The organism is Halomonas garicola (genome assembly GCF_055382465.1).
In genome coordinates this window covers 2,733,898-2,759,164 of the sequence record NZ_AP043931.1, presented here as the reverse complement: position 1 = coordinate 2,759,164, position 25,267 = coordinate 2,733,898, and the positions used below count along the sequence as shown (strand labels likewise).

Annotated in this window: 16 protein-coding genes and 3 rRNA genes; 8 read left to right on the top strand and 11 right to left on the bottom strand. The window is 62.7% G+C overall.

Going from position 1 to position 25,267, the window contains the following annotated elements:
- Positions 1 to 44: 44 nt before the first annotated feature.
- The 3 genes from ACZ46Y_RS13195 to ACZ46Y_RS13185 are packed head-to-tail and all read right to left on the bottom strand — an operon-like array spanning position 45 to position 2,376.
- Complete coding sequence (locus ACZ46Y_RS13195) at positions 45 to 503, bottom strand: thioesterase family protein (RefSeq protein ID WP_311955761.1); 459 nt, start codon at positions 501 to 503, stop codon at positions 45 to 47.
- A complete protein-coding gene (locus ACZ46Y_RS13190) occupies positions 503 to 1,459 on the bottom strand; it encodes an L-carnitine dehydrogenase (protein WP_311955763.1) in 957 nt (318 codons plus the stop codon). The genes ACZ46Y_RS13195 and ACZ46Y_RS13190 overlap by 1 nt, the downstream gene beginning before the upstream one ends.
- The gene (locus ACZ46Y_RS13185; protein WP_311955764.1) at positions 1,456 to 2,376 is read right to left on the bottom strand and encodes a beta-keto acid cleavage family enzyme; all 921 of its coding nucleotides are present in this window, start codon (positions 2,374 to 2,376) and stop codon (positions 1,456 to 1,458) included. The genes ACZ46Y_RS13190 and ACZ46Y_RS13185 overlap by 4 nt, the downstream gene beginning before the upstream one ends.
- Positions 2,377 to 2,576: 200 nt before the next feature.
- Between ACZ46Y_RS13185 and ACZ46Y_RS13180 the strand changes: the two genes are divergently transcribed.
- Positions 2,577 to 3,947 carry an NAD-dependent succinate-semialdehyde dehydrogenase gene (locus tag ACZ46Y_RS13180; RefSeq protein WP_311955766.1) on the top strand — a complete coding sequence of 457 codons (1,371 nt, stop codon included), beginning with the start codon at positions 2,577 to 2,579 and terminating at the stop codon, positions 3,945 to 3,947.
- 10 nt (positions 3,948 to 3,957) lie between these two features.
- On the opposite strand, the gene ACZ46Y_RS13175 is transcribed toward ACZ46Y_RS13180, so the two are convergent.
- On the bottom strand, positions 3,958 to 4,896 hold the full coding sequence (locus tag ACZ46Y_RS13175) for an AEC family transporter (RefSeq protein WP_311955768.1): 939 nt from the start codon (positions 4,894 to 4,896) through the stop codon (positions 3,958 to 3,960).
- Positions 4,897 to 5,048: 152 nt separating this feature from the next.
- Between ACZ46Y_RS13175 and metF the strand changes: the two genes are divergently transcribed.
- The gene (gene metF / locus ACZ46Y_RS13170) at positions 5,049 to 5,891 is read left to right on the top strand and encodes a methylenetetrahydrofolate reductase [NAD(P)H] (RefSeq protein WP_311955771.1); all 843 of its coding nucleotides are present in this window, start codon (positions 5,049 to 5,051) and stop codon (positions 5,889 to 5,891) included.
- Between the two features lie 71 nt (positions 5,892 to 5,962).
- Here the strand turns inward: metF and ACZ46Y_RS13165 are convergent, their stop codons facing one another.
- The 5 genes from ACZ46Y_RS13165 to prlC all read right to left on the bottom strand — a co-directional run bounded on the left by ACZ46Y_RS13165 (position 5,963) and on the right by prlC (position 13,335).
- A complete protein-coding gene (locus ACZ46Y_RS13165; protein ID WP_311955773.1) occupies positions 5,963 to 7,279 on the bottom strand; it encodes an IS4 family transposase in 1,317 nt (438 codons plus the stop codon).
- A 138-nt stretch (positions 7,280 to 7,417) separates the two neighbouring features.
- Positions 7,418 to 9,601, bottom strand: a complete 2,184-nt coding sequence (locus tag ACZ46Y_RS13160; RefSeq protein WP_311955775.1) for a TRAP transporter permease — start codon at positions 9,599 to 9,601, stop codon at positions 7,418 to 7,420.
- A 92-nt stretch (positions 9,602 to 9,693) separates the two neighbouring features.
- Complete coding sequence (locus ACZ46Y_RS13155) at positions 9,694 to 10,674, bottom strand: TAXI family TRAP transporter solute-binding subunit (protein WP_311955777.1); 981 nt, start codon at positions 10,672 to 10,674, stop codon at positions 9,694 to 9,696.
- A gap of 298 nt (positions 10,675 to 10,972) precedes the next feature.
- Positions 10,973 to 11,227 (bottom strand): YheV family putative zinc ribbon protein, encoded by a 255-nt coding sequence (locus ACZ46Y_RS13150; RefSeq protein ID WP_311955779.1) that lies wholly within the window; start codon positions 11,225 to 11,227, stop codon positions 10,973 to 10,975.
- 59 nt (positions 11,228 to 11,286) lie between these two features.
- Complete coding sequence (prlC, locus tag ACZ46Y_RS13145) at positions 11,287 to 13,335, bottom strand: oligopeptidase A (RefSeq protein WP_311955781.1); 2,049 nt, start codon at positions 13,333 to 13,335, stop codon at positions 11,287 to 11,289.
- Positions 13,336 to 13,601: 266 nt separating this feature from the next.
- Between prlC and ACZ46Y_RS13140 the strand changes: the two genes are divergently transcribed.
- The 3 genes from ACZ46Y_RS13140 (at position 13,602) to ACZ46Y_RS13130 (ending at position 16,277) form a co-directional block, all read left to right on the top strand.
- The gene (locus ACZ46Y_RS13140) at positions 13,602 to 14,942 is read left to right on the top strand and encodes a sodium-dependent transporter (RefSeq protein WP_311955783.1); all 1,341 of its coding nucleotides are present in this window, start codon (positions 13,602 to 13,604) and stop codon (positions 14,940 to 14,942) included.
- A 50-nt stretch (positions 14,943 to 14,992) separates the two neighbouring features.
- Positions 14,993 to 15,532: a gamma carbonic anhydrase family protein gene (locus ACZ46Y_RS13135; RefSeq protein ID WP_311955786.1), complete on the top strand. Its 540-nt coding sequence runs from the start codon at positions 14,993 to 14,995 to the stop codon at positions 15,530 to 15,532.
- A gap of 94 nt (positions 15,533 to 15,626) precedes the next feature.
- The gene (locus ACZ46Y_RS13130) at positions 15,627 to 16,277 is read left to right on the top strand and encodes a metal-dependent hydrolase (RefSeq protein ID WP_311955788.1); all 651 of its coding nucleotides are present in this window, start codon (positions 15,627 to 15,629) and stop codon (positions 16,275 to 16,277) included.
- Here the strand turns inward: ACZ46Y_RS13130 and ACZ46Y_RS13125 are convergent.
- Together ACZ46Y_RS13125 and ACZ46Y_RS13120 are read right to left on the bottom strand one after the other, a co-directional pair.
- Positions 16,274 to 17,656 (bottom strand): sigma-54-dependent transcriptional regulator, encoded by a 1,383-nt coding sequence (locus ACZ46Y_RS13125; RefSeq protein ID WP_311955790.1) that lies wholly within the window; start codon positions 17,654 to 17,656, stop codon positions 16,274 to 16,276. The two genes, ACZ46Y_RS13130 and ACZ46Y_RS13125, sit on opposite strands and share 4 nt — an antisense overlap.
- Positions 17,649 to 19,550 carry a sensor histidine kinase gene (locus ACZ46Y_RS13120; protein WP_311955793.1) on the bottom strand — a complete coding sequence of 634 codons (1,902 nt, stop codon included), beginning with the start codon at positions 19,548 to 19,550 and terminating at the stop codon, positions 17,649 to 17,651. The genes ACZ46Y_RS13125 and ACZ46Y_RS13120 overlap by 8 nt, the downstream gene beginning before the upstream one ends.
- A 549-nt stretch (positions 19,551 to 20,099) precedes the next feature.
- On the opposite strand from ACZ46Y_RS13120, the gene ACZ46Y_RS13115 reads away from it, so the two are divergent.
- From ACZ46Y_RS13115 to rrf, 3 genes are all read left to right on the top strand, one after another.
- Positions 20,100 to 21,632, top strand: a 16S ribosomal RNA gene (locus ACZ46Y_RS13115).
- Between the two features lie 235 nt (positions 21,633 to 21,867).
- Positions 21,868 to 24,950: ribosomal RNA gene (locus ACZ46Y_RS13110) — 23S ribosomal RNA — on the top strand.
- Between the two features lie 103 nt (positions 24,951 to 25,053).
- Positions 25,054 to 25,169 (top strand): 5S ribosomal RNA (rrf, locus tag ACZ46Y_RS13105).
- Together the 16S, 23S and 5S rRNA genes form the textbook arrangement of a ribosomal RNA operon.
- The last annotated feature ends 98 nt before the right edge of the window (positions 25,170 to 25,267 follow it).

The window sequence follows — 25,267 nt, the reverse complement described above, 5'->3', positions numbered from 1 at the left end:
CGATCCCGGGGCCGCCCGGCACGCGGGACGTGCCGGGCAGGCGTCTAACGTTGGGGGGGAAGGCCAATGCGCCGGCCGGCGAGCTTGGGCCAGTCGTCGCCCGCGGCGGGCAGCGTGCCGACGGCGTCGGCAACGGCCTCAGGGAAGGGCGCGGGGCGACCGGCGTCGCTGTCGATGCCCATCAGCATCTGCTCGCTGCTGGCGAGCAGGGTGCCCTCGGCGTCGTGCATGGTGAAGAAGACGTGCAGCCGCTTGGCGTCGTGACCCAGCAGCGTCATCTCCACCGCCAGCGCCTGGCCTTCGTGGGCCTCGCGGCGGTAGCAAAGGTGCGTTTCCAGGGTATAGATCGTATAGCCGTGGCGCCGGCAGCCGTCTTCGTCAAGGCCGATGGCGGTCATCAGCGCCTCGACGCCCAGGGAGAACACCCGGGCGTATTCGGCGTCGTTCATGTGGCCGTTGTAGTCCACCCACTCCGGCGCGACCTGGGTATTAAGCAGTGCCATCAGATACGCCCTTCGAGGCCTTCGGCCTCGGGCCAGTACTTCTGCACCAGGCCGAGAAGCTCGACCAAAAAGTCGTCGCGGCGGCGGTCGAGCTCGGCGACCGAGCGGCCGGCGGCCTGGTGTTCGCAGCCGTCGACGACCTTGTCGATGAGCTCGTCGGTGAGCTCGGGGGCTTCGAGCTTGGTCCAGGGCAGCTTCAGCGCCGGGCCGAACTGCTCGAGCATATGGCGCATGCCCGCATCGCCGCCGGCCAGATGGAAGGTCAGGAAGGTGCCCATCAGCGACCAGCGCAGACCGCAGCCGTACACCACGGCGGCGTCGATTTCCTCGGTGGTAGCCACGCCGTCGTTGACCAGGTGAAGCGCCTCGCGCCACAGCGCCTCCATCAGGCGGTCGGCGATGTGCCCTTCGATCTCGCGCTTCACCACCAGCGGGCGCATGGCCAGCGCCTGGTAGAGCGCCTGGGCGCGCTCGGTCTGCGCCGCGACGGTGGCCTCGCCGCCCACCAGCTCGACCAGCGGCAGCAGGTAAACCGGGTTGAAGGGATGCGCCACGATCACGCGTCCGGGAGCATTGGCGCAGTCCCGCTGCAGGTCGCTTGGCTTGAAGCCCGAGGTGGACGAGCCGATGATCGCCTCCGGCGCCGCAGCGGCGTCGATGGCGGCGAGGATCTCGCGCTTGAGCTCGAGACGCTCGGGCACGTTTTCCTGGATCAGGTCGGCGCCTTCGACGGCCGTTTCGAGGCTGTCGACGAAGGTCAGCCGCTCGGGGTCGGCGCCCTCAGCGAGCCCGGCGCGGGTCAGCGAGTGCCAGGCACTGGCGACGAACTCCCGGGTGCGCGCCTCGGCCCCAGGGGCCGGATCGAAGGCGACCACGTCCCAGCCCTGGGCCAGCGCCCGGGCGATCCAGCCGTTGCCGATGACGCCGGTGCCGATAACGGAGAGCTGCTGGCTCATGCCTCACCTCCCGCGGCCGTCTCGACGGTCAGGCCGGTGCTGGGGTCGCGCAGCTTGAGCTGTGCGCGGGTTTCGGCCGGGGTCATGACGCGCCCGCCGAGGTTTTCGATGATGCCGCCGGCCTTCTCGACCAGGCCGCCGTTGGTGGCCATCACACCTTTTTTGAGCATGAGGTTGTCTTCCAGGCCGACCCGGGCATGGCCGCCGAGCAGCATTGCCTGGGCGACCATGGGCATCTGGTGGCGGCCGATGCCGAAGGCGGCCCAGTCGGCGTTTTCCGGCAGCTTGCTGCGCATGGCGAGCATGGTTTCGGTGTCGGCTTCGGCGCCCCAGGGGATGCCCAGGCACAGCTGGTAGAGCGGGTCGCCGTCGATCAGGCCTTCCTGCTGCAGCTGGCGGGCGAACCAGACGTGGCCCAGGTCGAAGCACTCCAGCTCCGGCTTGACCCCGGCCTGCTGCACCAGACGGGCGTGCTCGCGCAGCCAGTCGGCGGTGTTGATGTAGACCATGTCGCTGAAGTTGAGGCTGCCGCAGTCCAGCGTGCAGAGTTCGGGGAGCAGCTCGCCCACCGGCTCGTGGCGCTGGGCCGGGGTCTGGATGTCGGTGCCGGGACCGCCGCGAGTGGGGTCGCTGGGGTCCGGGGTCCAGTCGCCGCCGCCGCCGGCGGTGATGTTCATGACAATGTCGGTATCCGCCTCGCGAACCCGCTCCATGACTTCTCGGAAATGGTCGGTGGAGTGGCTGATGCCGCCGGTTTCCGGGTCGCGAACGTGGATGTGCGCGACGCTGGCGCCGGCGCGGGCGGCTTCGATGCAGCTGTCGGCGATCTGCTGGGGCGTCACCGGTACGTTGGGGTTCTTGCCGGTGGTGTCGCCGGCGCCGGTAACGGCGCAGGTCAGGATAACGTTGCGGTTCATGGGGACCTCCTTGAAAAACGTAGGAGGAGTGTCACCGATATGCGTGGCACTTAGTATGCATAAAGCGACACAAACTTGACGCAAATCGCCAAAGCGGCGCCGCGACGCGGGAGAAAGGCTCTCGACGCCGAGCCGGCGCGCTATGATAGTGTCAGCCCCGAACCCGCATTATCGTTACAAGACCGCCACAAGGAGACCTCATGGTTGACTACGCTGTCACCAATCCGGCAACCAACGAAAAGGTTGCCGACTACCCCACGGCCACCGACGCCGATATCCAGCAGGCGCTGGCCAGCGCCGCGAAGGCGTTTCGCGCCTGGTCACGCGATTTCGATGTCGCCGAGCGCGCGGCGCGCCTCGAGCGGGTGGCAGAGCTTCACGCCGAGCGCCGGGAGGAGCTTGCCGGCATCATCGTGCGCGAAATGGGCAAACCCGTTGACCAGGCCCGCGAAGAAATCGACGTCTGCGTGGATATCTATCGCTACTACGCCGATAACGCCGCCGTTTTCCTTGCGGATGAGCCGATCGACTCCCCCGCCGGTGGCTCCGCCTTTATCCGCCGCCAGCCCCTTGGGGTGCTGACCGGCATCATGCCGTGGAATTTCCCTTTCTATCAGGTGGCGCGCTTTGTCGCCCCCAACCTGGCGCTGGGCAATACGATCCTGCTCAAGCACGCGCCCCAGTGCCCCGAGTCGGCGCTGGCGCTGGCGCGTTTGTTTATTGATGCCGGCCTGCCCGAGGGCGCCTACGTCAACGTTTTTGCCACCAACGAGCAGGTGGCCGAGGTGATTGCCGACTCTCGCGTTCAGGGCGTGTCGCTGACCGGCTCCGAGCGCGCCGGCGCCGCCGTGGCCGAACAGGCGGGGCGCCACCTGAAAAAGGTGGTGCTCGAACTCGGCGGTTCGGACGTGTTTCTGGTGCTCGATACCGACGATATCGACGGCGCCGTGGACATGGCGGTTGCCGGGCGGCTGGGCAACAACGGCCAGGCCTGCAACGGCTCCAAGCGCATGGTGGTCATGGACCATCTTTATGACGAGTTCGTCGACCGCTTTGCCGCCGCCATGGCGGCGCACGAGCCCTCTGACCCCACCGTTGACGGTGCCACCCTGGGGCCGCTGTCGTCGGTAAGCGCCACCCGCAACCTTCAGCACCAGGTGCAGAAGGCGGTGGATCAGGGTGCCGTACTTCGCGCCGGCGGGGCCGACCCCGAGGAGAATTTCTTCGCGCCAACGGTGCTCACCGACGTCACCTCGGAGATGGACGTTTACCACGAAGAGCTGTTCGGCCCCGTCGCCGTGGTCTATCGGGTGGCAAGCGAGGACGAGGCGGTGGAGCTTGTTAACGACTCGCCTTACGGCCTCGGCGCCATCGTGATTTCCCGGGACGAGCAGAAGGCGCTGGGCGTTGCCGACCGCCTCGAGGTGGGCATGGTCTTTATCAACGAAGTCGGCGGGGAAGCCGCCGAGCTGCCCTTCGGCGGCGTCAAGCGCAGCGGCTTTGGCCGCGAGCTAGGCCGGCTGGGCATCGATGAGTTCGTCAACAAGAAGCTTATCCGCGTGAAAGCCTGATCGGAGGCGTTCAGGCAAGCCCGGTCAGGGTGAGCATGCCGGCCAGGTAAAGCGGAATGATCAGGGGCGCAAGCAGTGTGGTGACCAGCACCGCAAGCGCGCCTTTCTGCGGCTGAATGCCAAGCTCCATGGCCACCACCACGACGTTGGCGGCCATGGGCACCACGCCGAGCAGCAAAATAGCCATGGCCAGATCCGGCGACAGCGCGAAGAAGGTTTGCAGTACAAGCACCGTGCCAAGCGTCGCCAGGGGCCAGACGCCGTAGCGCAGCGCCGTGCAGGCAAGGATCAGGCGGGTATCCCAGGCGGCAAGCGTCACCCGGCTCAGGGTCATGCCGATAATCATCATGCCCAGCAGCGTGTAGGTGGCGGGGAAGACGTCGAGTGAGGTCATCAGCGCCTCGGGCAGGGCAAGATCGAACTGGGCCAGCAGCAGCGCGGCGAGAAAGGCGTAGATCAGCGGCAGCCGGACGATCTTGACGAGGCTCTGGCGGATGGAAAACTGGCCCCGGGCGCTTAAATAAAAGCCCACGGTAAATTCGTACAGGGTGATGCCCAGAATGCAGAACAGGTACTGGGTGACGCCCTCCGGCGGCAGTACGATCAGCGCGACCGGCAGGCCGAAGTAGCCGGTGTTGCCGGTACCCGAGGAAAACGCCAGCAGCGCGCCTTCCTGGGCGCCGAAGCGGTGGCGGGTAAGCCCCCGGACGGCCAGCGCAATGGCGCTGGACAGGCAGAATAAAATCAGCGTCAGCAGCACGTAGCTCGGCGTGGGGCCGCCGTTCATCAGCGCGCGGAAAAACGTGAACGGAGCGATCAGGTAGATCAGCAGCGTGGCAATGGGGCGCGGGTCGATCGCCAGGCGGCGGGCGGCGATAAAGCCGAGGCCGACAAAGCCCAGCAGCATGGTGAGCGGACCGGCAAGCGCACCGGGGGCAATATGTTCCATCGAGGTTCCTGATCTGGGGCGCCAGTATGAGCGGGATTGAAGGTCCGGCGCCGAATCTTTCATTGGCCGGCTCGGCGGCAAGCGAACACAATAGCGCAAGATATCCGATGTTTGGGCGCCTGTTAATAGCGCTTTTTGTATGAGGACGATGCATGAGTCGCCAGCACTACCCGCTAGGGTTCAGCTTCGAGTTTTTCCCCCCCGGCACCGCGGTCGGCCGGGAAAAGCTTTTGCAGGTGCGAGACGCCCTGGCCAGCCGCCAGCCGCGCTTTTTCTCGGTGACCTACGGCGCCGGCGGCTCGACCCAGGCGCGCACCCGGGAAGCGGTGCGCGCCGTGGGCGAAAGCGGCATTACCACGGCACCCCATCTGTCGTGTATCGGCAGCGAAAAGGCCCAGCTGCGCGATCTGCTCGCCGAATACCGCGAGGAAGGCATCGACAGCCTGGTGGCCCTGCGCGGCGATATGCCCTCGGGCATGGCCAGCGTCGGCGAGCTGCGCTACGCCAACGAGCTGGTCGAGTTCATTCGCGAGGAAACCGGCGACCACTTCGAGATCGCCGTGGCCGCCTATCCGGAATCCCATCCACAGGCGCCCAACCTGGCTCGGGATGTGGAAAACTTCGCGCGCAAGATGCACGCCGGCGCCGACATGGCGATCACCCAGTATTTCTTCACCGCCGAGGCGTACTTTCACTTCGTCGACAAGGCCCGGGCGCTGGGCGTGGAAAAGCCGATCATTCCCGGCATCATGCCGATTGTGAACTATACCAAGCTGGCGCGATTCTCGGACGCCTGCGGCGCGGAAATTCCGCGCTGGATTCGCAAACAGCTGGAAAGCTACGGGGATGACACGGATGCCATTGCGCAGTTTGGTACCGAGGTGGTGACCAACCTTTGCCAGCAGCTGCTCGACGGCGGCGCGCCGGGGCTGCACTTCTACACGCTGAACCAGTCGACGCCGGTGCTGAAGGTCGTCGATAACCTCAGGGCGTGATTCCGGCCGTTTGTCGTTCCCATAAAACGCCAATCCCCGCTTTACGCGCCGTAAAGCGTAATGCCAGTCAGTTAACGCTGACTGGCATTTTTCTTGGTAGGGTACTTCTGCGGCCGGCGCCTGACTGATCGAGGATAAGATCGCTCGCGTCGCTCTGGTAGAACGAAGGACGGTGCCATTTCCAGCATCGACTGAATCACGCCGGGCACACGTCCCGGCGAGACCCAGGGTAAGATCGTCAACTCCTTGATGAGCCAGTGGGCGGCCTGATGAAAGCTGAGTTGGTTCGGGTGCACGGCGTCCAAGCTATAGGCCATGCGGGCCATCTGGAAGCGGATCAGGTTGTAGGCCAGCAAGGTGCCCCAGAGCTCCTGAAAGACCATTTCCGGGGTGCGGCTGCGCAGTGTCAGGCGGTTACCCAACAGGGATTGCTTCATTTCCCGGTAGCCCAGTTCGATTTCCCAGCGGTGGCTGTAAAGATCGACAATATCCGCCGCCGGAAAGCGCAGCGGATCGGTCATCGAGGTCAGGATCTGAACTTCCTTGCCGTTCACCTTTCGGCGTAACAGACGTGCCGTCATCGTCGGCGGCAAGTCCGGCCATTTCTTGCGCGCCTGAGGTGAGGCCGTCAGGGTTACCAGGCGGTCTTGGCGGCCCAGCGAGCGCTCTTCCTGATACTGCGTTCCCTTCTTCAGGGGGATGAGCCAGTGACGCTGCTCGCCTGCACTCTGCCAGGCATGCAACAGACCCAGTGAGTAAAACCCACGATCGAACAGCGTCAGTGAGTGATCCGGGGTGCTGCCGATGAGCTCAGGGGTCAGCTCCATTTCGCTGCTCGCGATGCTATCGAAGGCCGATCCCGTCAGTAGATGGCTGGTCAGCTCCATCTGGCACACCATGCGAATCTGTGGATAGCTCGCTTCCCCCTGAGCATTGCGTGTGCGCGCGAAGGCAGCCTGATTCTCGGGAGAATCGGGAGTGCGCCAGACCACACCATCGACACCCAGTAACGTCAGGCCGCACCAGTGAGGGTGAGGGGTCTGCTGATGCCACACAGCTTGGGTCTGCTCGAAGACGCGTTTGACGGGCTCCACCCCAAGTCGTTGACGTGCCTGCACCACGGCACTTGGCGCGACGAAGGGACGCTTGCCGGGCAACATGATGTCGAGATGATTAACGACCTGCCCCATCGGGATATGCCGAAACAAGGCCATTCCGACAACGGCCCAGACCACCATGTCCAACGGCAGGCGACGCTTGCGCAGTGTGGCCACACCGGCTTCATCAAGACAGGTGTCGATCAGTTCAGGAGAGAGCACCTCGGAGAGGCTGGAGAAATCGTCGGGTACCGCCTTGGCGATAGCATCAATGGCGTCGCTGAAGTGCATGGATCTTCCCGTGTCGGTGTACCTGACACGGGAAGGTCTCATGATCAGCTTATTCAGAACAGGCTTAACTGACTGGCATTACGCCGTAAAGCGGGGATTTTACTTTTACGCCGCCGATTGGCGGCCAGGATGAGCGCGCTAGCCGGCGGCAACGGCGCCGTCGTTGGCGTAGCGCCTGCGCTGGAGCACGAAGAGGACGGCGCCCAGCGCGAGCCCGGCCACATCGGTGTAGATCCCGCCGTAGATCATGAACACGGCGCCGACCAGCATGGCCAGGCGCTGCCAGACGCTGACCGGGCCGAAGAACCACGCCTGCACCATGCCCGACAGCAGCACGATGCCAAGCGTTGCGGTAATGCCCACGCGCAGCACCTGAAACGCCGAGCCTTCCATCAGCATGGCCGGGCTGTAGAAGAACATGAACGGCACGATAAAGGCGGCCAGACCGATCTTGAACGAGGCCACCGAAGTGCCCATGGCGTTATCCCCGGAGATGCCCGCCGCGGCGTAGGAGGCCAGCGCCACCGGCGGCGTAATCGCCGAGACCACGGCAAAGTAGAAGACGAAGAAGTGCGCAATCAAAGGCTCGATGCCAAGGTCTACCAGGCCAGGCGCCACCACCGAGGCGGCGACGGCGTAGGCGGCGGTGGTGGGCATGCCCATGCCCAGCAGGATGGAAATACACATGGCAAACAAAAGCGCCAGCAGCTGACTGAAGCCGGCCAGGCCCAGCAGCAGCGAGGAGAAGCGCGCGCCTACCCCGGTCAGCGAGATGACGCCGACGATAATCCCCGCGCAGGCGCACACGGCGATGATCTGGATGGCCATGGTGCCGGCCAGCTGCAGCGCCCGGAGGATGGCGGCAATGCCCATCTTGTTGGGTGAAATCCAGCTCACCACGGCGGCCGAAGCGGTGGCAAGCGTCCCCGCGCGGATCACCGAGTAGCCCATGAACAGCGCGACAATCAGGATGATGATCGGGGCGAACAGGTAGACCTGTTTGGCCAGGCGGCGAAACTGCGGGATCTCTTCCTTGCGCATGCCGCGCATGCCCTTGCGCGCCGCCTCGAAGTCGACCATGCAGTAGACCGAGAGGAAGTAAAGCACCGCAGGAATAATCGCCGCCACGGCAATCTCGGTGTAGGGGATGCCGGTAATCTCGGCCATGATGAACGCGCCGGCACCCATGATGGGCGGCATGATCTGCCCGCCGGTAGAGGCGGCGGCTTCGATAGCGCCGGCGCTTCTGGCCGGGTAGCCGACCTTTTTCATCAGCGGAATGGTCAGCGAGCCGGTGGAGACCACGTTGCCTGCAGAAGTGCCGTTGATCATGCCCATCAGCCCCGAGGCAAAAATGGACACCTTGGCCGGGCCGCCCCGGGCGCGGCCGGCGGCGGCAAAAGCAAAGTTGACGAAGTAGTCGCCCACCTTGGAGGCCTGGAGGAAGGCGGCAAAAATGATAAACAGGATGATGTAGGTCGACGAGACCGCCGTGGTCGGCCCGAGGATGCCGATGTCGGTGTAGACCTGGCTGAAAAAGCGCTGCAGCGATAGCCCCGGGTAGCCCAGAAAGCCCGGGAGATACGGACCGATAAACACGTAGCCCAGAAAAACGGCGGCAATGACCACCAGCGCCAGGCCGGCGACCCGGCGGGTAAGCTCAAGGATCAGCAGCGAGCCGGCAATGGCCGCCCAGGAGATCCCCGGCGGGGCAAAGGAGGTGCCGGTGGCCATGCGGATGTTGGTGCCGTAGACCAGAATCAGGTAGCCGGCGCTTGCCAGGGCGCAAACCACCAGCGCCAGGTCGGGCGGGCTCAGGCGGCCGCGCGTCTGCCGGTAAAACCAGCTCAGCGCAATGCCCGCGGCGCTGGCGGCCATCAGCGGCAGGCCGAAGTGAAAGGTTTCAATGCTCGGGTCGATGCGCATGGCCTCGCCGGCGAGCGTTTGGTACATGAAAAAGACCTGCACCAGGGCATAGCCGGCGGGCAGCAGCAGGGCAAGGCTGATCGCTTTCAGCCAGCCCGGGGAGGCGTCGCTTTCGCTATCGGCAAAGGCCGTGCCGGCGTAAAGGCCGTAGCCCAGCACCAGCGCCCCGGCGATGTGGATGATGCGGTACGTCCAGGTTTCCAGCGGGTAGATATTCAGCGAGATCAGGTGAAACAGCGAATAGGCGATCGCCAGGACGGCGAACACCCACAGCGGCCAGCCGGTAAACAGTCGGCGGTTGTTTTCTACCGGATCTTCATCGACGCCGTCGGCAATGGCGTCGGGCGACGCGGTGGCGATACGGTCGTCGCTTTGGTGGTTGGCGTTGTGACTCATGCGTCACCCTCACAGCAGGACAAACGGAAGAGGGAAAGCGTACGCTGCCCCGCCCGGCGATGCCGGGCGGGGCAGAAATCGCCGAGTGTAGATCAGCGGATCAGCTCGGGGTCGATGTCGTAGCCGTTTTCTTCATACCAGCGCGCCGCGCCCGGGTGGAAGGGCAGGACGGTGTTGTGCTTGATGTTTTCCGGCACCGTGGTTTCCGCGCTGCGGTGGATCGAGCGCATCTTGTCGTTGTTTTCCATGGTCCGCTTGGTGACTTCGTAGACGAAGTCGTCGGGCATGTCGCAGCCGGTAATGGCGAAGTTCCACATGGACACTACGCGGGAATCTTCCTTGAGCGTCGAGTAGGTGCTGGCCGGGATCATGAATTCGGCCACCGGGAAGTTTTCCAGCACGGTTTCCACTTCTTCTTCGGTAAACTCGATGATGTTGACGTCGGTCTGCACTTCAAGCTGGCTGACCGCGGGAATCGGGATGCCGGCGGCAAAGGCGATCACGTCCAGCAGGCCGTCCTGAAGCTGGCCGCCAAGATCGGTCCAGCCGCCGTTGCGGCGATCGAACTCGACGCCCAGGGTCTTGAGAATCTCGGGGAAATAGGTGTCCGAGGTGGAGGCCGCCGGGCCAAAGCCGATGCGCGCGCCGTCGGGGATGTCCGAGATGGATTCAATCCCGGAACCTTCCAGCGCGGTAATCGAGAACGGCGTTTCGTACATGGGGAACATGGCGCAGACGTTGTCCATTTCGACCCCGGGCGCCAGCGGGCTTTTGCCGTTAACGGCGTCGGCGGCGGGGCCCATGGTGGTCAGGCCAAAGGCGGCATCGCCGTTGTTGACCAGCGCCAGGTTTTGCGTCGGGCCGCCGGTGACTTCGCCGCCGCCGGAGATATCCAGCCCGTCGGCGATGAAGTTGGCCCAGCCCGAGCCGTACACGTAGTAGGTGCCGCCCTGGCTTGCGGTACCCACGGTAAAGCTTTCCGGCCAGTCGGCCTTATCGGCCTGGGCGCCGGCGGCGGTCAGCAGGGCGCTACCGGCGAAAAGCAGTGCAGTTGTCTTGGCTATGGTGCGCATAATAATCCCCATGTGCGGATGTGCATCGCTGTATTGTTGTAGCGGCATTGGCGTGGCCGGCGCCGAGCGCGTCGGTCAGCCGGCCAGCACTTTGTATGGTGCAATTAACGTGCCGTTATTATATTATTAAATTAAATCAGTTATTTAACAACAAGCGGGGATGAAGAGCAGCAGTTTAAGCCAGGGACAGAGAGGAGGGGTGTCGGGAAAAGCGCACATAGGAAACCGGAACCTGTGTGGTTTTTCACACACGGGTGCCGGTTTAACGCGGAAAGTTGAAGGCCGCCGGGTAAAGGCCTCAGGAGGAGGGCTTGCCGGGGTCGAGAATGCGCACCGGGACCACGTCGTCCTGCTGTTTCTGTTCGTCGCGCACCCCGTTGACTCGGGTGGTCAACTCCTCAGCGGATTCCTCATCGACGGGCAGCTGTTCGAAGAAATCGCAGCTCACGCAATCGCGGTAACGAATGCCGTTTTGTTCCCAAGCGCGGATGCGATCCATGGCCGCGCAGCGCGGGCATACCACGCCGGCAATAAAGCGTTTGACCGATGACATGATCATCTCCTGCGTGAATCGGGCGGCGCGGCCTCGGCCGCGCCGGAAGGGACCGGGCGTCAGGCGGCCTGAATGCCGCTGTGGCGCAAAAGCGGCTTGACGCTGGGCTCACGACCGCGAAACGCCTTGAACAGTTCGGCGGCGTCCCGGGCGCCCCCCTGCTCGAGGATTTCCCGGCGGAAGCGCTGGCCGGTGGCGGCGTCAAAGGTGCCGGCTTCTTCAAAGGCGCTCCAGGCGTCGGCGGAGAGCACCTCCGCCCACTTGTAGCTGTAGTAGCCCGCCGCGTAGCCGCCGGCAAAGATATGACCGAAGCTGTTCTGAAAGCGGTTGAACGAGGCCTGGGGCACGACCGCAACGCGCATGCGCACGTCGTCCAGCAGCGCCTGGATATCCTCGGCGCTGGGGGCGCTGTGCTCGACGTGCAGGCGCAGGTCGAACAGCGAGAATTCCAGCTGGCGGACCATCCCCATGGCCGACTGGAAGTTTCTGGCGCCCTGCAGGCGTTCGAACAGCTCGTCGGGAAGCCCCTCGCCGGTTTCCACGTGGCCGGCAATCAGGTCCAGCCCTTCGCGCTCCCAGCAGAAGTTTTCCATGAACTGGCTGGGTAGCTCCACCGCGTCCCAGGCGACCCCGTTGATGCCGGAAATCTCGGCGATTTCCTGCTTGGTCAGCATGTGGTGCAGGCCGTGGCCGAACTCGTGGAACAGCGTAATGACCTCGTCGTGAGTCAGAAGCGCAGGCGCCTCGCCCACCGGCGGGGTGAAGTTGCAGGTGAGAAAGGCCACCGGCAGCTGAAGGCCGTTCGCGGTTTGGCGCCGCACCCGGCAGCCGCCCATCCAGGCCCCACCCTGCTTGCCTTCCCGAGCGTAGAGGTCGAGGTAGAAGCCGGCAATGGGGGCGTCGTTTTCGACAATATCGAAGTAGCGCACGTCGTCGTGGTAGCGCGGTACGTCGGTGTTTTCGACAAAGCGCAGGCCGTAGAGCCGCTCGACCACCTTGAACAGGCCGTCGATGACCCGGGGCGCGGGGAAGTAGGGCCGCAGCTGCTCTTCGGAAATCGCGTGGCGGGCTTCGCGGAGCTTTTCGCTGGCGTAGGCGATGTCCCAGGGGTTGAGCTTGTCGAACCCCAGCTCGCTTTGGGCAAAGCTTTCCAGCTCGGAAAACTCCGTCTGCGCCTGGGGCACGGCGCGGCTCGCCAGGTCGTCGAGAAACGCCAGCACCTGATCCGGGGAGTCGGCCATTTTGGTGGCAAGCGACAGGTCGGCGTAGGTATCAAAGCCCAGTAGCCCGGCCAGCTCGTGGCGCAGGGCGAGGATTTCTTCCATGGCCGGGGCGTTGTCGAACTCGCCGGCGTTAGGCCCCTGGTCGGACGCCCGGGTCACGAGAGCGGTATACACCTCGTGGCGCAGCTCGCGGCTGTCGGCGTAGCTCATCACCGGGAAAAAGCAGGGGAAGTCCAGGGTAATGCGGTAGCCCTCGACGCCCTTGGCTTCGGCCGTGGCTTTGAGCGTCTCCAGCGCGCTTTGGGGAACGCCGGCAAGTTTCTCTACGTCGTGGATGTCTTTATACCAGGCCTGGGTCGCGTCCAGCACGTTGTTGGAGTAGCGGTTGGAAAGCTCGGAGAGCCGTGCCTGGATCTCGCCGTAGCGCGTTTTTTGCGCTTCGGGAAGCGCGACGCCGGCCAGGCGAAAATCGCGCAGGTTGTTTTCCACGGTGCGGCGCTGCTCGGCGTTGAGCGAGTCCCAGGCGGGGCCGTCCCTGAGCGCCTGCCAGGCGTGATAGAGCCCGGCGTGCTGGCATACCCAGGTGCTGAATGCCGAAAGCTTGGGGAGGCAGGCCTGGTAGGCGTGGCGCAGCTCGGGCGTATTCATGGTGCTGTTGAGATGCGATACCGGCGCCCAGGCCTGGGCCAGGCGATCGCTCACGGCTTCCAGCGGCGCGGCAAAGGTCTCCCAGGTGGGGTCCGTTTCCTGAGCCTGGCGGGCCAGCTCCTCAATGGCGTCGCGGCTTTCATCGATCAGCTGGCTGATGGCCGGCTCGACGTGTTCGGCGCGAATGTCGCCAAACGGCGGCAGCGTATGCGTTTCAAGCAGGGGATTTGTGGGCATATCAACCTCGGTTGGCCGCGGTAGCGGTGGGTGCCTGGGCCGCTGCCGCGGGTAAAAAATGCGATACCCGCTAAATGCGGGCGGAAAGGGCCTGTTTCAATCCCCTGGTTTGGCCTGGGGCAAGGCGCCTGCTAGGCTTGCGGGTCCTCCGGGGCGGCGCTGTCTGCCGGCCGGAGAGAATGTCCCACCGGCGATGGCGAGGCGTCAGCCGCTTTATTATTCACCGATCCTACTATTTAGGATCACTGACGAAACGGGGTCGTGCGATGAGCGAAACGCTTGAGCGCTGGGGATCAAAGCGTGCCTTTATTCTAGCCGTCACCGGCGCGGCCGTGGGGCTTGGCAATATCTGGCGCTTTCCCTACATCGCCGGGGAGAACGGCGGAGCGGCGTTTTTGCTCGTCTACGTGGCCTTTGTCCTGCTGCTCGGCATCCCCGTGATGATGGCGGAGATTCTCATCGGCCGGGCCGGGCGGCGCGGGCCCATGGGCGCTTTGGGCGCTCTGGCCGTCGAGGCCGGAGCGTCGCGCCACTGGCGCTGGCTGGGGCTTTTCGGCGCGCTGACGGTGTTTTGCATCCTGTCGTTTTATTCGGTGGTCTCGGGCTGGTCGATCGAGTTTCTGGTGGCCTCCGTCAGCGGGCGGTTCAACGGGGCCACGGCGGCCGAGGTGGGCGCGGGGTTTGAGGCGTTTCTGGCAAGCCCCGGGCTTTTGGTGCTCAACCATACGCTGTTTCTGCTGATGGTTATGTCGGTGGTCGCCGCCGGCGTGGCCAAGGGGCTTGAGCGGCTCAATAACCTGCTGATGCCGCTTTTGTACCTGCTGCTGATTCTGCTGGCGGCCTACGCGACCACCACTGAGGGCTTTGGTACGGCGCTTGCGTGGCTGTTCTGGCCGTCGTTTTCTGCCGTCACCCCGGACGTCATCCTCCACGCCATGGGCCATGCCTTCTTTACCTTGGCGGTGGGCGCCTGCGCGCTGATGGCCTACGGCGCCTACATGCCCGACGAGCAAAGCCTGCCCGGGGCGGCGGTCACGGTGGCGGTGCTGGATATCAGCGTGGCGCTATTGGCCGGCATCGCGATTTTCTCGGTGGTGTTTGCCCAGGGGCTGGACCCGGCCGACGGGCCGGGGCTGATGTTCGTTACGCTGCCCATTGCCTTTGCCGAGCTGCCCTGGGGCGCGTTCTGGCTGGGCGTGTTTTTCCTGCTTCTGCTGCTGGCCACCTGGACGTCGGCGATCAATCTCGCCGAACCCATGGTGGCAACGCTTCAGGGGGCGGGGCTCGGGCGCCGGCGCGCGACGCTGGTCGTCGGGGTCGGGGTCTGGCTTTTGGGGCTGCTGTCGGCGCTATCGTTTTCCACCCTTGACGGGTTTCGCCCGCTGCTGGGGCGCAACGTGTTTGAGCTGGTCAGCAGCATCCCGCCGGATATTTTCCTGCCCCTGGGCGGCGTGCTGACGGCGATATTTGCCGCCTGGGTCATGCCCCGGGCGGCAGCGCATCGGGCGCTGGGCACCGGCGAACGCGGCTTTAGGCTGTGGCAGGGAGTCGTGCGCTGGATCGCGATTCCGCTGACGTTTATCGTGCTGCTGAGCGCGTTTATCTAAACAGAGCAGCTTGGTTTATCCATGATCGATAGGCATAACGGGGAGGTAATATGACGGCGGCCATTCGTTCGTTTCAGGGAATGACGCCGCGCCTGGGTGCGCGGGTCTATGTGGATCCGGCAAGCGTGGTCATCGGCGACGTGACGCTTGGGGACGATAGCTCGGTATGGCCGACAACGGTCATCCGCGGCGACATGCACCGCATCCGCATTGGCGCGCGGGTCAGCGTGCAGGACGGCAGCGTGCTGCACATCACCCACCAAAGCGACTACAGCCCCGAGGGCTATCCGCTGACCGTGGGCGATGACGTGACCATCGGCCACCGGGCCATCCTGCACGGTGCCACCCTGGGTAGCCGTATTCTGGTGGGCATGGGCGCCATCGTCATGGACGGAGTCAGGGTGGAAGACGAGGTGATCATCGCCGCCGGCGCGGTGGTGACGCCGGGAAAAACGCTGGAAGGCGGCTACGTTTACGCCGGCACTCCGGCCAGGCAAATGCGTCCGCTCAAGGACAGCGAGCGAGCCTTTTTTGCCTACACGGCGGGCAACTACGTCACTCTCAAGGATCAGTTCCTGGCAGAAACCTGAGCCTTACGTCGCGGCGGCGACGGTGTTTCCCGGCAAGCGTATTGCGGTGTGAAAAAGTCTGGTAGTTTATACAGCTTTTTCAGGATTCCGTTATATGGCTAACTTTCGCACCCATATCACCGTGGCTGCGGCCGGCGGCGCGCTTTTGGCCTGTGCCGGCTATCAGCTGCAGGGGTGGCCGCCGCTCCAGGCGCTGGCGGCCTGCGCTCTGACGGCGTTTGGCGGCATCCTTCCTGATATTGACGCCGACCACTCGCGTTCCAGCCGGCTGATTTTTACGATTTTGGCTATCCCGGCGTTGGTCGTCGGCGGGGTGCTGCTGCAGCCCTGGCTGACCCCGGGGGCCCTGCTGCTGGCGTGCGGCGGCATTTATATTGGCGTGCGCTATGTCGGCGGCACGCTGTTCTCACGCTTTACCGTCCACCGCGGCGGCTGGCATTCGCTGCTCGCGGCGACCCTGTGTACCTGGGCAGTGGCGGCGCTTAGTTTCCACTGGCTGGCGCAGCCGGGGTGGCTGGCCTGGGTTCACGGCCTTGCCGTGCTGGCGGGCTTTCTGATCCATCTGATGCTGGATGAAATCTACAGCGTGGACGTGGCCGGCGGGCGGCTCAAGCGCTCCTTTGGCACCGCGCTCAAGCCGTTTGACCTGCATCGGCCGGTCGCAAGCCTGTTGATGCTGGCGGCCACCGCGGCGCTGCTGCCCTGGCTCCCTCCCTGGGAGGCGCTGGAGGCGCTGCTGGTTTAGGGCGGCGCTTTGTGGCGGTAGTCGTCGGCCTTCAGGCCGTGCTTTTTAAGCTTGTCGTAAAGCGTTTTGCGCGGGATGTCGAGCTGCCGGCAGACGGTAGTGACCTGGCCCTGGTGCCGCGACAGGGCCTGATTGATCAGGCTTTTTTCAAAGAGCTCGACCTGCTGGGCCAGGCCGGCCTCCGCGGTATCGTCGCTTGCGCCCTCCAGCAGGGCGCCAAGCCGGTAGTCAAAGGCGGCACCCAGCAGCACGTAGCGCTCCGCCAGGTTGCGCAGCTCGCGCACGTTGCCCGGCCAGTCGTGGGCGAGCAGGATGGCGGTGTCGTGGCTGTCGAGCGGCGGCGCTTCCAGGCCGCTGCGGGTGGCCGCGACAACGGCAAAGTGCTGAAACAGCAGCGGGATATCCTCCCGCCGTTCGCGCAGGGCCGGCAGCGGCAGCGTCACCACATCCAGCCGATAGTAAAGGTCTTCGCGAAACTCGCCGCGCTCGGCGGCTGCCTTGAGGTCGATCTTGGTGGCGGCAATCACGCGGATGTCCAGCGTAACGGGCTGGTTGCCGCCCAGCCGCTCTACCGCGCGCTCCTGGAGTACGCGCAGCAGTTTGACCTGCAGCGCCAGCGGCATGGATTCGATTTCATCGAGAAACACCGTGCCGCCGTCGGCGTGCTCGAACTTGCCGATGCGCCGCTCCACGGCGCCGGTAAAGGCGCCTTTTTCGTGGCCGAAGAGCTCCGATTCAATGATGCTTTCCGGCACGGCCCCGCAGTTGATGGCGACAAAGGGCGCGTGACGCCGGTGGCTGCGTTCGTGAATGGCCCGAGCCACCAGGTCCTTGCCGGTGCCGGTTTCGCCGAATACGAGGACATCGGCCTCAACCTGGCTGATGCGCTGGATCATCGCTGCCAGCCGTGAAATGGCCGCGGTACGCCCGACCAGACGCGGCCCCAGCGCCGCCTGCTGGGCTTCCAGCTCGGCCTTTAGCCGGCGATTTTCCAGGCTCAGCTGGCGCTTTTCCAGGCCGCGGCGCACGACGTCGAGCAGCCGGTCGCCGGCAAACGGCTTTTCCAGAAAATCCCAGGCGCCGGCGCGCATGGCTTCTACCGCCGTGGAAATATCGCCGTGGCCGGTAATCAGGATGACCGGAAGCGTAGGGTCCTGCTTCTGCAGCGTGCGCAGCAGCGTCATACCGTCCATGCGGGGCATGCGAATGTCGCTTACGATCACGCCGGGGAAATGGGCCGGCAGCGCGTCGAGCGCCTGTTCGGCGGTTTCGAAGCAGTGCGGCGTATAGCCAGCAAGCTCCAGGGTTTGCGCGGCGGTGATGCGCAGGTGCGGCTCATCGTCGATGACGATAACCGGCAGGCTCGACGGCTCATGCATGGGGCAGTGTCTCCGGGTCAGTCTCGGGCGGCGATGCGAGCGGAAGCGTCAGGGTAAAAGCGGCGCCGCCTTCCGGGCGGTTGGCGGCGGTCAGGCTGCCGCCCAGATCTTCCATGATACGCGCCGAGATCGAAAGACCCAGTCCGAGCCCGGTGCCCGGCGCCCGGGTGGTGAAAAACGGCTCGAACACCTGGGAGAGGTGCGCCTCGGCAATTCCCGGGCCGTTATCGGTTATAGAAAGGCTGGCGTGCGCCGGACCTGTAGTCAGGATAATGCCCAGCCTGGGCGCTTGCGTGTCCTGTACTGCCTGCAGGGCGTTGCTGATTAGGTTGACGATGACCTGCTCAAGGCGCACAAGGTCGCCGGATACCCAGACCGGCGCGTCGGGCAGGCGCTGCTCGAGGTGAGTCCGGCCGGCGTCGTTGAGGCGGCTTTGAAACAGGCGCAGGGCGTAGGCCACGCAGGACTGCACGGCAATGCGTTCGTGGCGCTCGCTGCTTTTGCGGGAAAATTGGCGCAGCTGGGCGCTGATGTCGGCCATACGGTGGGTCAGCTCGATAATCTGTTCGAGATTGGCGTCGGCCTGGTCATGGCGGGCTAGTTCGATAAAGCGCCGGGCGTTTTCGCCATAGGCGCGAATCGCCGCCAGCGGCTGGTTGAGCTCGTGATTGATGCCCGCCGCCAGCTGGCCGAGCACCGCGAGCTTGGCCGCCTGAATGAGCTCGTCCTGAGTTTGGCGCAGGTTGGCTTCGGCGCGGCGGCGCTCCTCTATTTCGGCGGAGAGCTGGCGGTTGCTGGCGGTCAGGTCGCGGGTGCGGCGCTCGACGCTGTCTTCCAGCTCGTCGCGCACCCGGGCCAGGGTGCGACGCTCGCGTTCGGCAAAGGCTTCGCGCTCGCGGCGCAGCCGCAGGCGCTGCCAGGTGATGCCGCCGCCGAGCGCCACCACGCCGTAGAGCCCGCCGGCCAGCAGGGCGGCCAGCCACTGCGCTCGAATGACCGGGTCCAGCGGCTTGAGAATATGCATGTTCCAGCCGAACTCGGGCAGCGGGTGAGTCAGGTTCAGGTAGCGGCCTTCATCCAGCGGTCCGTGGGCAAAGCTGACGATACGCGCATTGTCGCGGTAAGCGCGCTCCACGCGGATTCCCGAGGCGTCGAGCGGCTCCTGAGCGTAGCGGCGGGTGTCCCGCAGCGACCGGCGCTGAGCCGGGGCCAACGGCTGCAGCGCGTTCATGCGTAGCGCTTTCCGGCTCGCCATGAAAATAATGTTGGCGTCATCCGTCACCAGAAATTCGGCGTTTTGCGCCGACCAGCCTTTCTCCACCCGGTCGAGTAAAATCTTGACCACTACTACACCTTCCGGGCGTGCGTCGGGCGCGGTGTGATCCAACCATACCGGGGCGGAAAAATAATAGCCTCGAGCAAGGGATTGCGTGCCCAGCCCGTAAAATCGGCCTTCGCTGCCGGCAATGGCGTCTTTATAGTAAGGGCGAAACGCATAGTTCTGGCCGATGAAAGTGTCGGCGCGGTGCCAGTTGCTTGCGGCTACCGTGGTGCCCTCGCGGTCCAGCAGGTAAACGTCGGAAACGTCGGCGGTAAAGCGAAAGCGGTCGAGCTGCAAGTTCAGCGGCATGGGGCTTTGCTCTGCCGGTGCGGCAAGAAAGCGTTTCACGCTCTCGCGAGAAGCCAGCATCAGAGGCAGATAGTCATAGCGCAGCAGGTAGCCTTTCAGGTTGGCGGCCGACAGGCGCAGTTCATTGCGGGCGTCGTCGCCAAGGCTGGCGAGCGCCTGCTCGTGGGCAATGCGCGCCGCCTGCCAGATGCATAGCGCAAGCCCCAGCAGCAATAGCGTGAGAGCCAAGCGCCGGTTGTGGCGTGTGAGTCGCGGTCGTCTCATGCTGGCTCGAGCTTTATCATGGGGGCAGGCTCCGGGCAGCTTGCGGGGCATGGTGCTGCAAAAAATCGCGGGCAAAAAACGGTAGTCGCGCTGATTCGGCGTCAGGGGAAGCGTAATAAACAAAACGCTCGTTCCCCGTTGCCAAATGCTCCGTCAGATTCTATAGTACGCATCCGCTGCCGGCGACGCCAAGCGTCACCGGCGGTGATAGGGCCCGAAAAGGCCTTGTTTGTCAGTCAGTTACGCGGTTTAATTCAAGCCGTTGACAAGCGCTTCAAGGCGTGTAGAATACGCCTTCCTCGCAGCCGCCGCGGCAGGTCATCGCCGGCGAGTGGTGTTAGCGAGACGCTCTTTAACAAGTTGATCAGGTAATTCATGTGGGCGCTTGCCTGGGTGGGTGACAAATCACCTATTATCAAGGCAAGCGACTCGTCAGAATTTGGAAATCTCGATTTCTGGATTTTTGAGAACGTTTGAAACCTTGAGCCAAGTTTGATCCGCTTTTTCCAATGCCCTCGGGCAGCGGAAAGCAAGGATCACAATGATCGTAAACCGAAGAGTTTGATCATGGCTCAGATTGAACGCTGGCGGCAGGCTTAACACATGCAAGTCGAGCGGAAACGACAGGAGCTTGCTCCTGGGCGTCGAGCGGCGGACGGGTGAGTAACGCATAGGAATCTGCCCGGTCGTGGGGGATAACCTGGGGAAACTCAGGCTAATACCGCATACGTCCTACGGGAGAAAGGGGGCCTTGGCTCCCGCGATCGGATGAGCCTATGTCGGATTAGCTGGTTGGTAGGGTAACGGCCTACCAAGGCAACGATCCGTAGCTGGTTTGAGAGGATGATCAGCCACACCGGGACTGAGACACGGCCCGGACTCCTACGGGAGGCAGCAGTGGGGAATATTGGACAATGGGCGGAAGCCTGATCCAGCCATGCCGCGTGTGTGAAGAAGGCCCTCGGGTTGTAAAGCACTTTCAGTGAGGAAGAACGCTGTCGGGTTAATACCCCGGCAGGGAGACATCACTCACAGAAGAAGCACCGGCTAACTCCGTGCCAGCAGCCGCGGTAATACGGAGGGTGCAAGCGTTAATCGGAATTACTGGGCGTAAAGCGCGCGTAGGCGGCGCGATCAGCCGGTTGTGAAAGCCCCGGGCTCAACCTGGGAATCGCATCCGGAACTGTCGCGCTAGAGTGCAGGAGAGGAAGGTGGAATTCCCGGTGTAGCGGTGAAATGCGTAGATATCGGGAGGAATACCAGTGGCGAAGGCGGCCTTCTGGACTGACACTGACGCTGAGGTGCGAAAGCATGGGTAGCAAACAGGATTAGATACCCTGGTAGTCCATGCCGTAAACGATGTCGACCAGCCGTTGGGGTCCTTGAGACCCTTGTGGCGAAGTTAACGCGATAAGTCGACCGCCTGGGGAGTACGGCCGCAAGGTTAAAACTCAAATGAATTGACGGGGGCCCGCACAAGCGGTGGAGCATGTGGTTTAATTCGATGCAACGCGAAGAACCTTACCTACCCTTGACATCCTGCGAACCCGAGAGAGATCTCGGGGTGCCTTCGGGAGCGCAGTGACAGGTGCTGCATGGCTGTCGTCAGCTCGTGTTGTGAAATGTTGGGTTAAGTCCCGTAACGAGCGAAACCCTTGTCCCTATTTGCCAGCACGTAATGGTGGGAACTCTAGGGAGACTGCCGGTGACAAACCGGAGGAAGGTGGGGACGACGTCAAGTCATCATGGCCCTTACGGGTAGGGCTACACACGTGCTACAATGGCCGGCACAAAGGGCTGCTAACTTGCGAGAGTGAGCGAATCCCATAAAGCCGGTCTCAGTCCGGATCGGAGTCTGCAACTCGACTCCGTGAAGTCGGAATCGCTAGTAATCGTGCATCAGAATGGCACGGTGAATACGTTCCCGGGCCTTGTACACACCGCCCGTCACACCATGGAAGTGGACTGCACCAGAAGTGGTTAGCCTAACTTCGGAAGGCGATCACCACGGTGTGGTTCATGACTGGGGTGAAGTCGTAACAAGGTAGCCGTAGGGGAACCTGCGGCTGGATCACCTCCTTAACCGATGCGTCTACCCGCCCGGCAAGTGCCCACAATGAATTACCTGATCGATGTGCCCCTGAGCAGTCATAAGCCCCGTGAAATGCCACGACGCTTATGACTGCTTTCAGGCAGTGCTCTTTAACAAGATATATCATGCTGATAAAACGATCTTCCTTGAGAAGATCATGTGATACGTCTCAAGCGTATCCGGCAATATCGTTGTCATTGCGACCCCGACTCCTTCGGGTTATAGGGTCAAGCAATGAAGCGCACACGGTGGATGCCTAGGCAGCCAGAGGCGATGAAAGACGTGGAAGCCTGCGATAAGCGTCGGCGAGGTGGCAAACACCCTTTGACCCGGCGATCTCTGAATGGGACAACCCACTCATCACAAGATGAGTATCGTATCCTGAATCCATAGGGATACGAGGCGAACCGGGGGAACTGAAACATCTCAGTACCCCGAGGAACAGAAATCAACCGAGATTCCCCCAGTAGCGGCGAGCGAACGGGGAGTAGCCCTTAAGCGCGTGACCGATTAGACGAAGGCCCTGGGAAGGGCCGCCATAGTGGGTGATAGCCCCGTAGTCGAAAATCCGATCGCGTGAAATCGAGTAGGTCGGGGCACGAGAAACCTTGACTGAAGACGGGGGGACCATCCTCCAAGGCTAAATACTCCTGGCTGACCGATAGTGAACCAGTACCGTGAGGGAAAGGCGAAAAGAACCCCAGTGAGGGGAGTGAAATAGATCCTGAAACCGTGTGCGTACAAGCAGTGGGAGCCCCATCACTAAGCTTCTTCGTGATGAGCTCATCATTATCACATCCGCTTGAGGGTTAACGTTGCCTGCAACGTTCAACCCAAAAATCAAGCAGAGGTGGCTTAGTGATGGGGTGACCGCGTACCTTTTGTATAATGGGTCAGCGACTTATTTTCCGTAGCGAGCTTAACCGTGTAGGGGAGGCGTAGCGAAAGCGAGTCTTAACAGGGCGACAAGTTGCGGGGAATAGACCCGAAACCGGGCGATCTACCCATGGCCAGAGTGAAGGTTGAGTAACATCAACTGGAGGCTCGAACCCACGTATGTTGAAAAATGCGGGGATGAGCTGTGGGTCGGAGTGAAAGGCTAATCAAGCCCGGAGATAGCTGGTTCTCCTCGAAAGCTATTTAGGTAGCGCCTCACGTATCACCACCGGGGGTAGAGCACTGTTTCGGCTAGGGGGTCATCCCGACTTACCAACCCGAGGCAAACTCCGAATACCGGTGAGTGCCAGCGTGGGAGACACACAGTGGGTGCTAACGTCCATTGTGGAAAGGGCAACAACCCAGACCGTCAGCTAAGGTCCCCAAATTCTGGTTAAGTGGGAAACGATGTGGGAAGGTTTAGACAGCTAGGAGGTTGGCTTAGAAGCAGCCATCCTTGAAAGAAAGCGTAATAGCTCACTAGTCGAATCGGCCTGCGCGGAAGATGTAACGGGGCTAAACCAGATACCGAAGCTACGGACATGCCTGCATCACTCAAGACTATTCGCTTGGCGTCGCCTGCGACGTCCAAGCGCTCCCCGAACAGCGAGTCGGCGAGCGATAAACGAGTGGTTTTCAGGATGCAGGTATGTGGTAGAGGAGCGTCGTGTAAGCCGATGAAGGGAGGCTGAGAAGCCTGCTGGAGGTATCACGAGTGCGAATGCTGACATGAGTAACGATAAAGGGCGTGAAAAACGCCCTCGCCGGAAGACCAAGGGTTTCTGTTCGACGCTAATCGGAGCAGAGTGAGTCGGCCCCTAAGGCGAGGCCGAAAGGCGTAGTCGATGGGAAACGGGTCAATATTCCCGTACCTCACAGTATTGCGATGGGGGGACGAAGAAGGCTAGGTGAGCCAGGCGACGGTCGTCCTGGTGAAAGTCCGTAGGCTGAACCATCAGGGAAATCCGGTGGTTCAAGGCCGAGAGACGAGACGAACAGCCCACGGGCTGGAAGTCATCGATGCCACGCTTCCAGGAAAAGCCTCTAAGCCTCAGATACTGCGAGACCGTACCCCAAACCAACACAGGTGGTCAGGGTGAGAATCCCCAGGCGCTTGAGAAAACTCGGGTGAAGGAACTAGGCAAAATGGTGCCGTAACTTCGGGAGAAGGCACGCCGCCGGTACGTGAACCCCCACGCGGGGGGAGCGGAAGGCGGTCGAAGATACCAGGTGGCTACAACTGTTTACTAAAAACACAGCACTCTGCTAACGCGCAAGCGGACGTATAGGGTGTGACGCCTGCCCGGTGCCGGAAGGTTAAGTGATGGCGTTAGCTTCGGCGAAGCGCTTGATCGAAGCCCCGGTAAACGGCGGCCGTAACTATAACGGTCCTAAGGTAGCGAAATTCCTTGTCGGGTAAGTTCCGACCTGCACGAATGGCGTAATGATGGCCACGCTGTCTCCACCCGAGACTCAGTGAAATTGAAATCGCCGTGAAGATGCGGTGTACCCGCGGCTAGACGGAAAGACCCCGTGAACCTTTACTATAGCTTCACACTGGACGCCGATGTTGCTTGTGTAGGATAGCTGGGAGGCTTGGAACCCCGGTCGCCAGACCGGGGGGAGCCACCCTTGAAATACCAGCCTGGCATCATTGGCGTTCTCACTCCGATCCGTGATCCGGATCGAGGACCGTGTGTGGTGGGTAGTTTGACTGGGGCGGTCTCCTCCCAAAGCGTAACGGAGGAGCACGAAGGTACCCTCAGCACGGTTGGACATCGTGCAGTGAGTGCAAGAGCACAAGGGTGCTTGACTGCGAGACAGACACGTCGAGCAGGTGCGAAAGCAGGTTCTAGTGATCCGGTGGTTCTGTATGGAAGGGCCATCGCTCAACGGATAAAAGGTACTCCGGGGATAACAGGCTGATACCGCCCAAGAGTTCACATCGACGGCGGTGTTTGGCACCTCGATGTCGGCTCATCACATCCTGGGGCTGAAGTCGGTCCCAAGGGTATGGCTGTTCGCCATTTAAAGTGGTACGCGAGCTGGGTTTAGAACGTCGTGAGACAGTTCGGTCCCTATCTGCCGTGGGCGCAGGATGTTTGCGAAGGGCTGCTCCTAGTACGAGAGGACCGGAGTGGACGCACCTCTGGTGTTCCGGTTGTCACGCCAGTGGCATTGCCGGGTAGCTAAGTGCGGACGGGATAACCGCTGAAAGCATCTAAGCGGGAAGCCCCCTTCAAGATGAGACATCCCCGAGGCCTTGAGCCTCCTGAAGGGCCCAGCAAGACGAGCTGGTTGATAGGCCGGGTGTGGAAGCGCTGCAAGGCGTTGAGCTAACCGGTACTAATGTGCCCGTGAGGCTTGACCCTATAACACCCAAGGGGTCGGGTCGCAGGACAACGATGAAGATGTCAAACAAGACAGACGGATACGCGAGACGATCACGAACAGCATGATATATCACCGGTTACGCCTGACGGCCATAGCGAGCGGGAACCACCTGATCCCTTGCCGAACTCAGCAGTGAAACCGCTCAGCGCCGATGGTAGTGTGGGGCCTCCCCATGCGAGAGTAGGACATCGTCAGGCACCAATACGCAAAGAACCCGGCCAAGCGCCGGGTTTTTTGTGTGCGGCTGTGTCATGGCGAGCGGAGCGTGGCCATCTCGGGGTTTGCCGACGGCGCC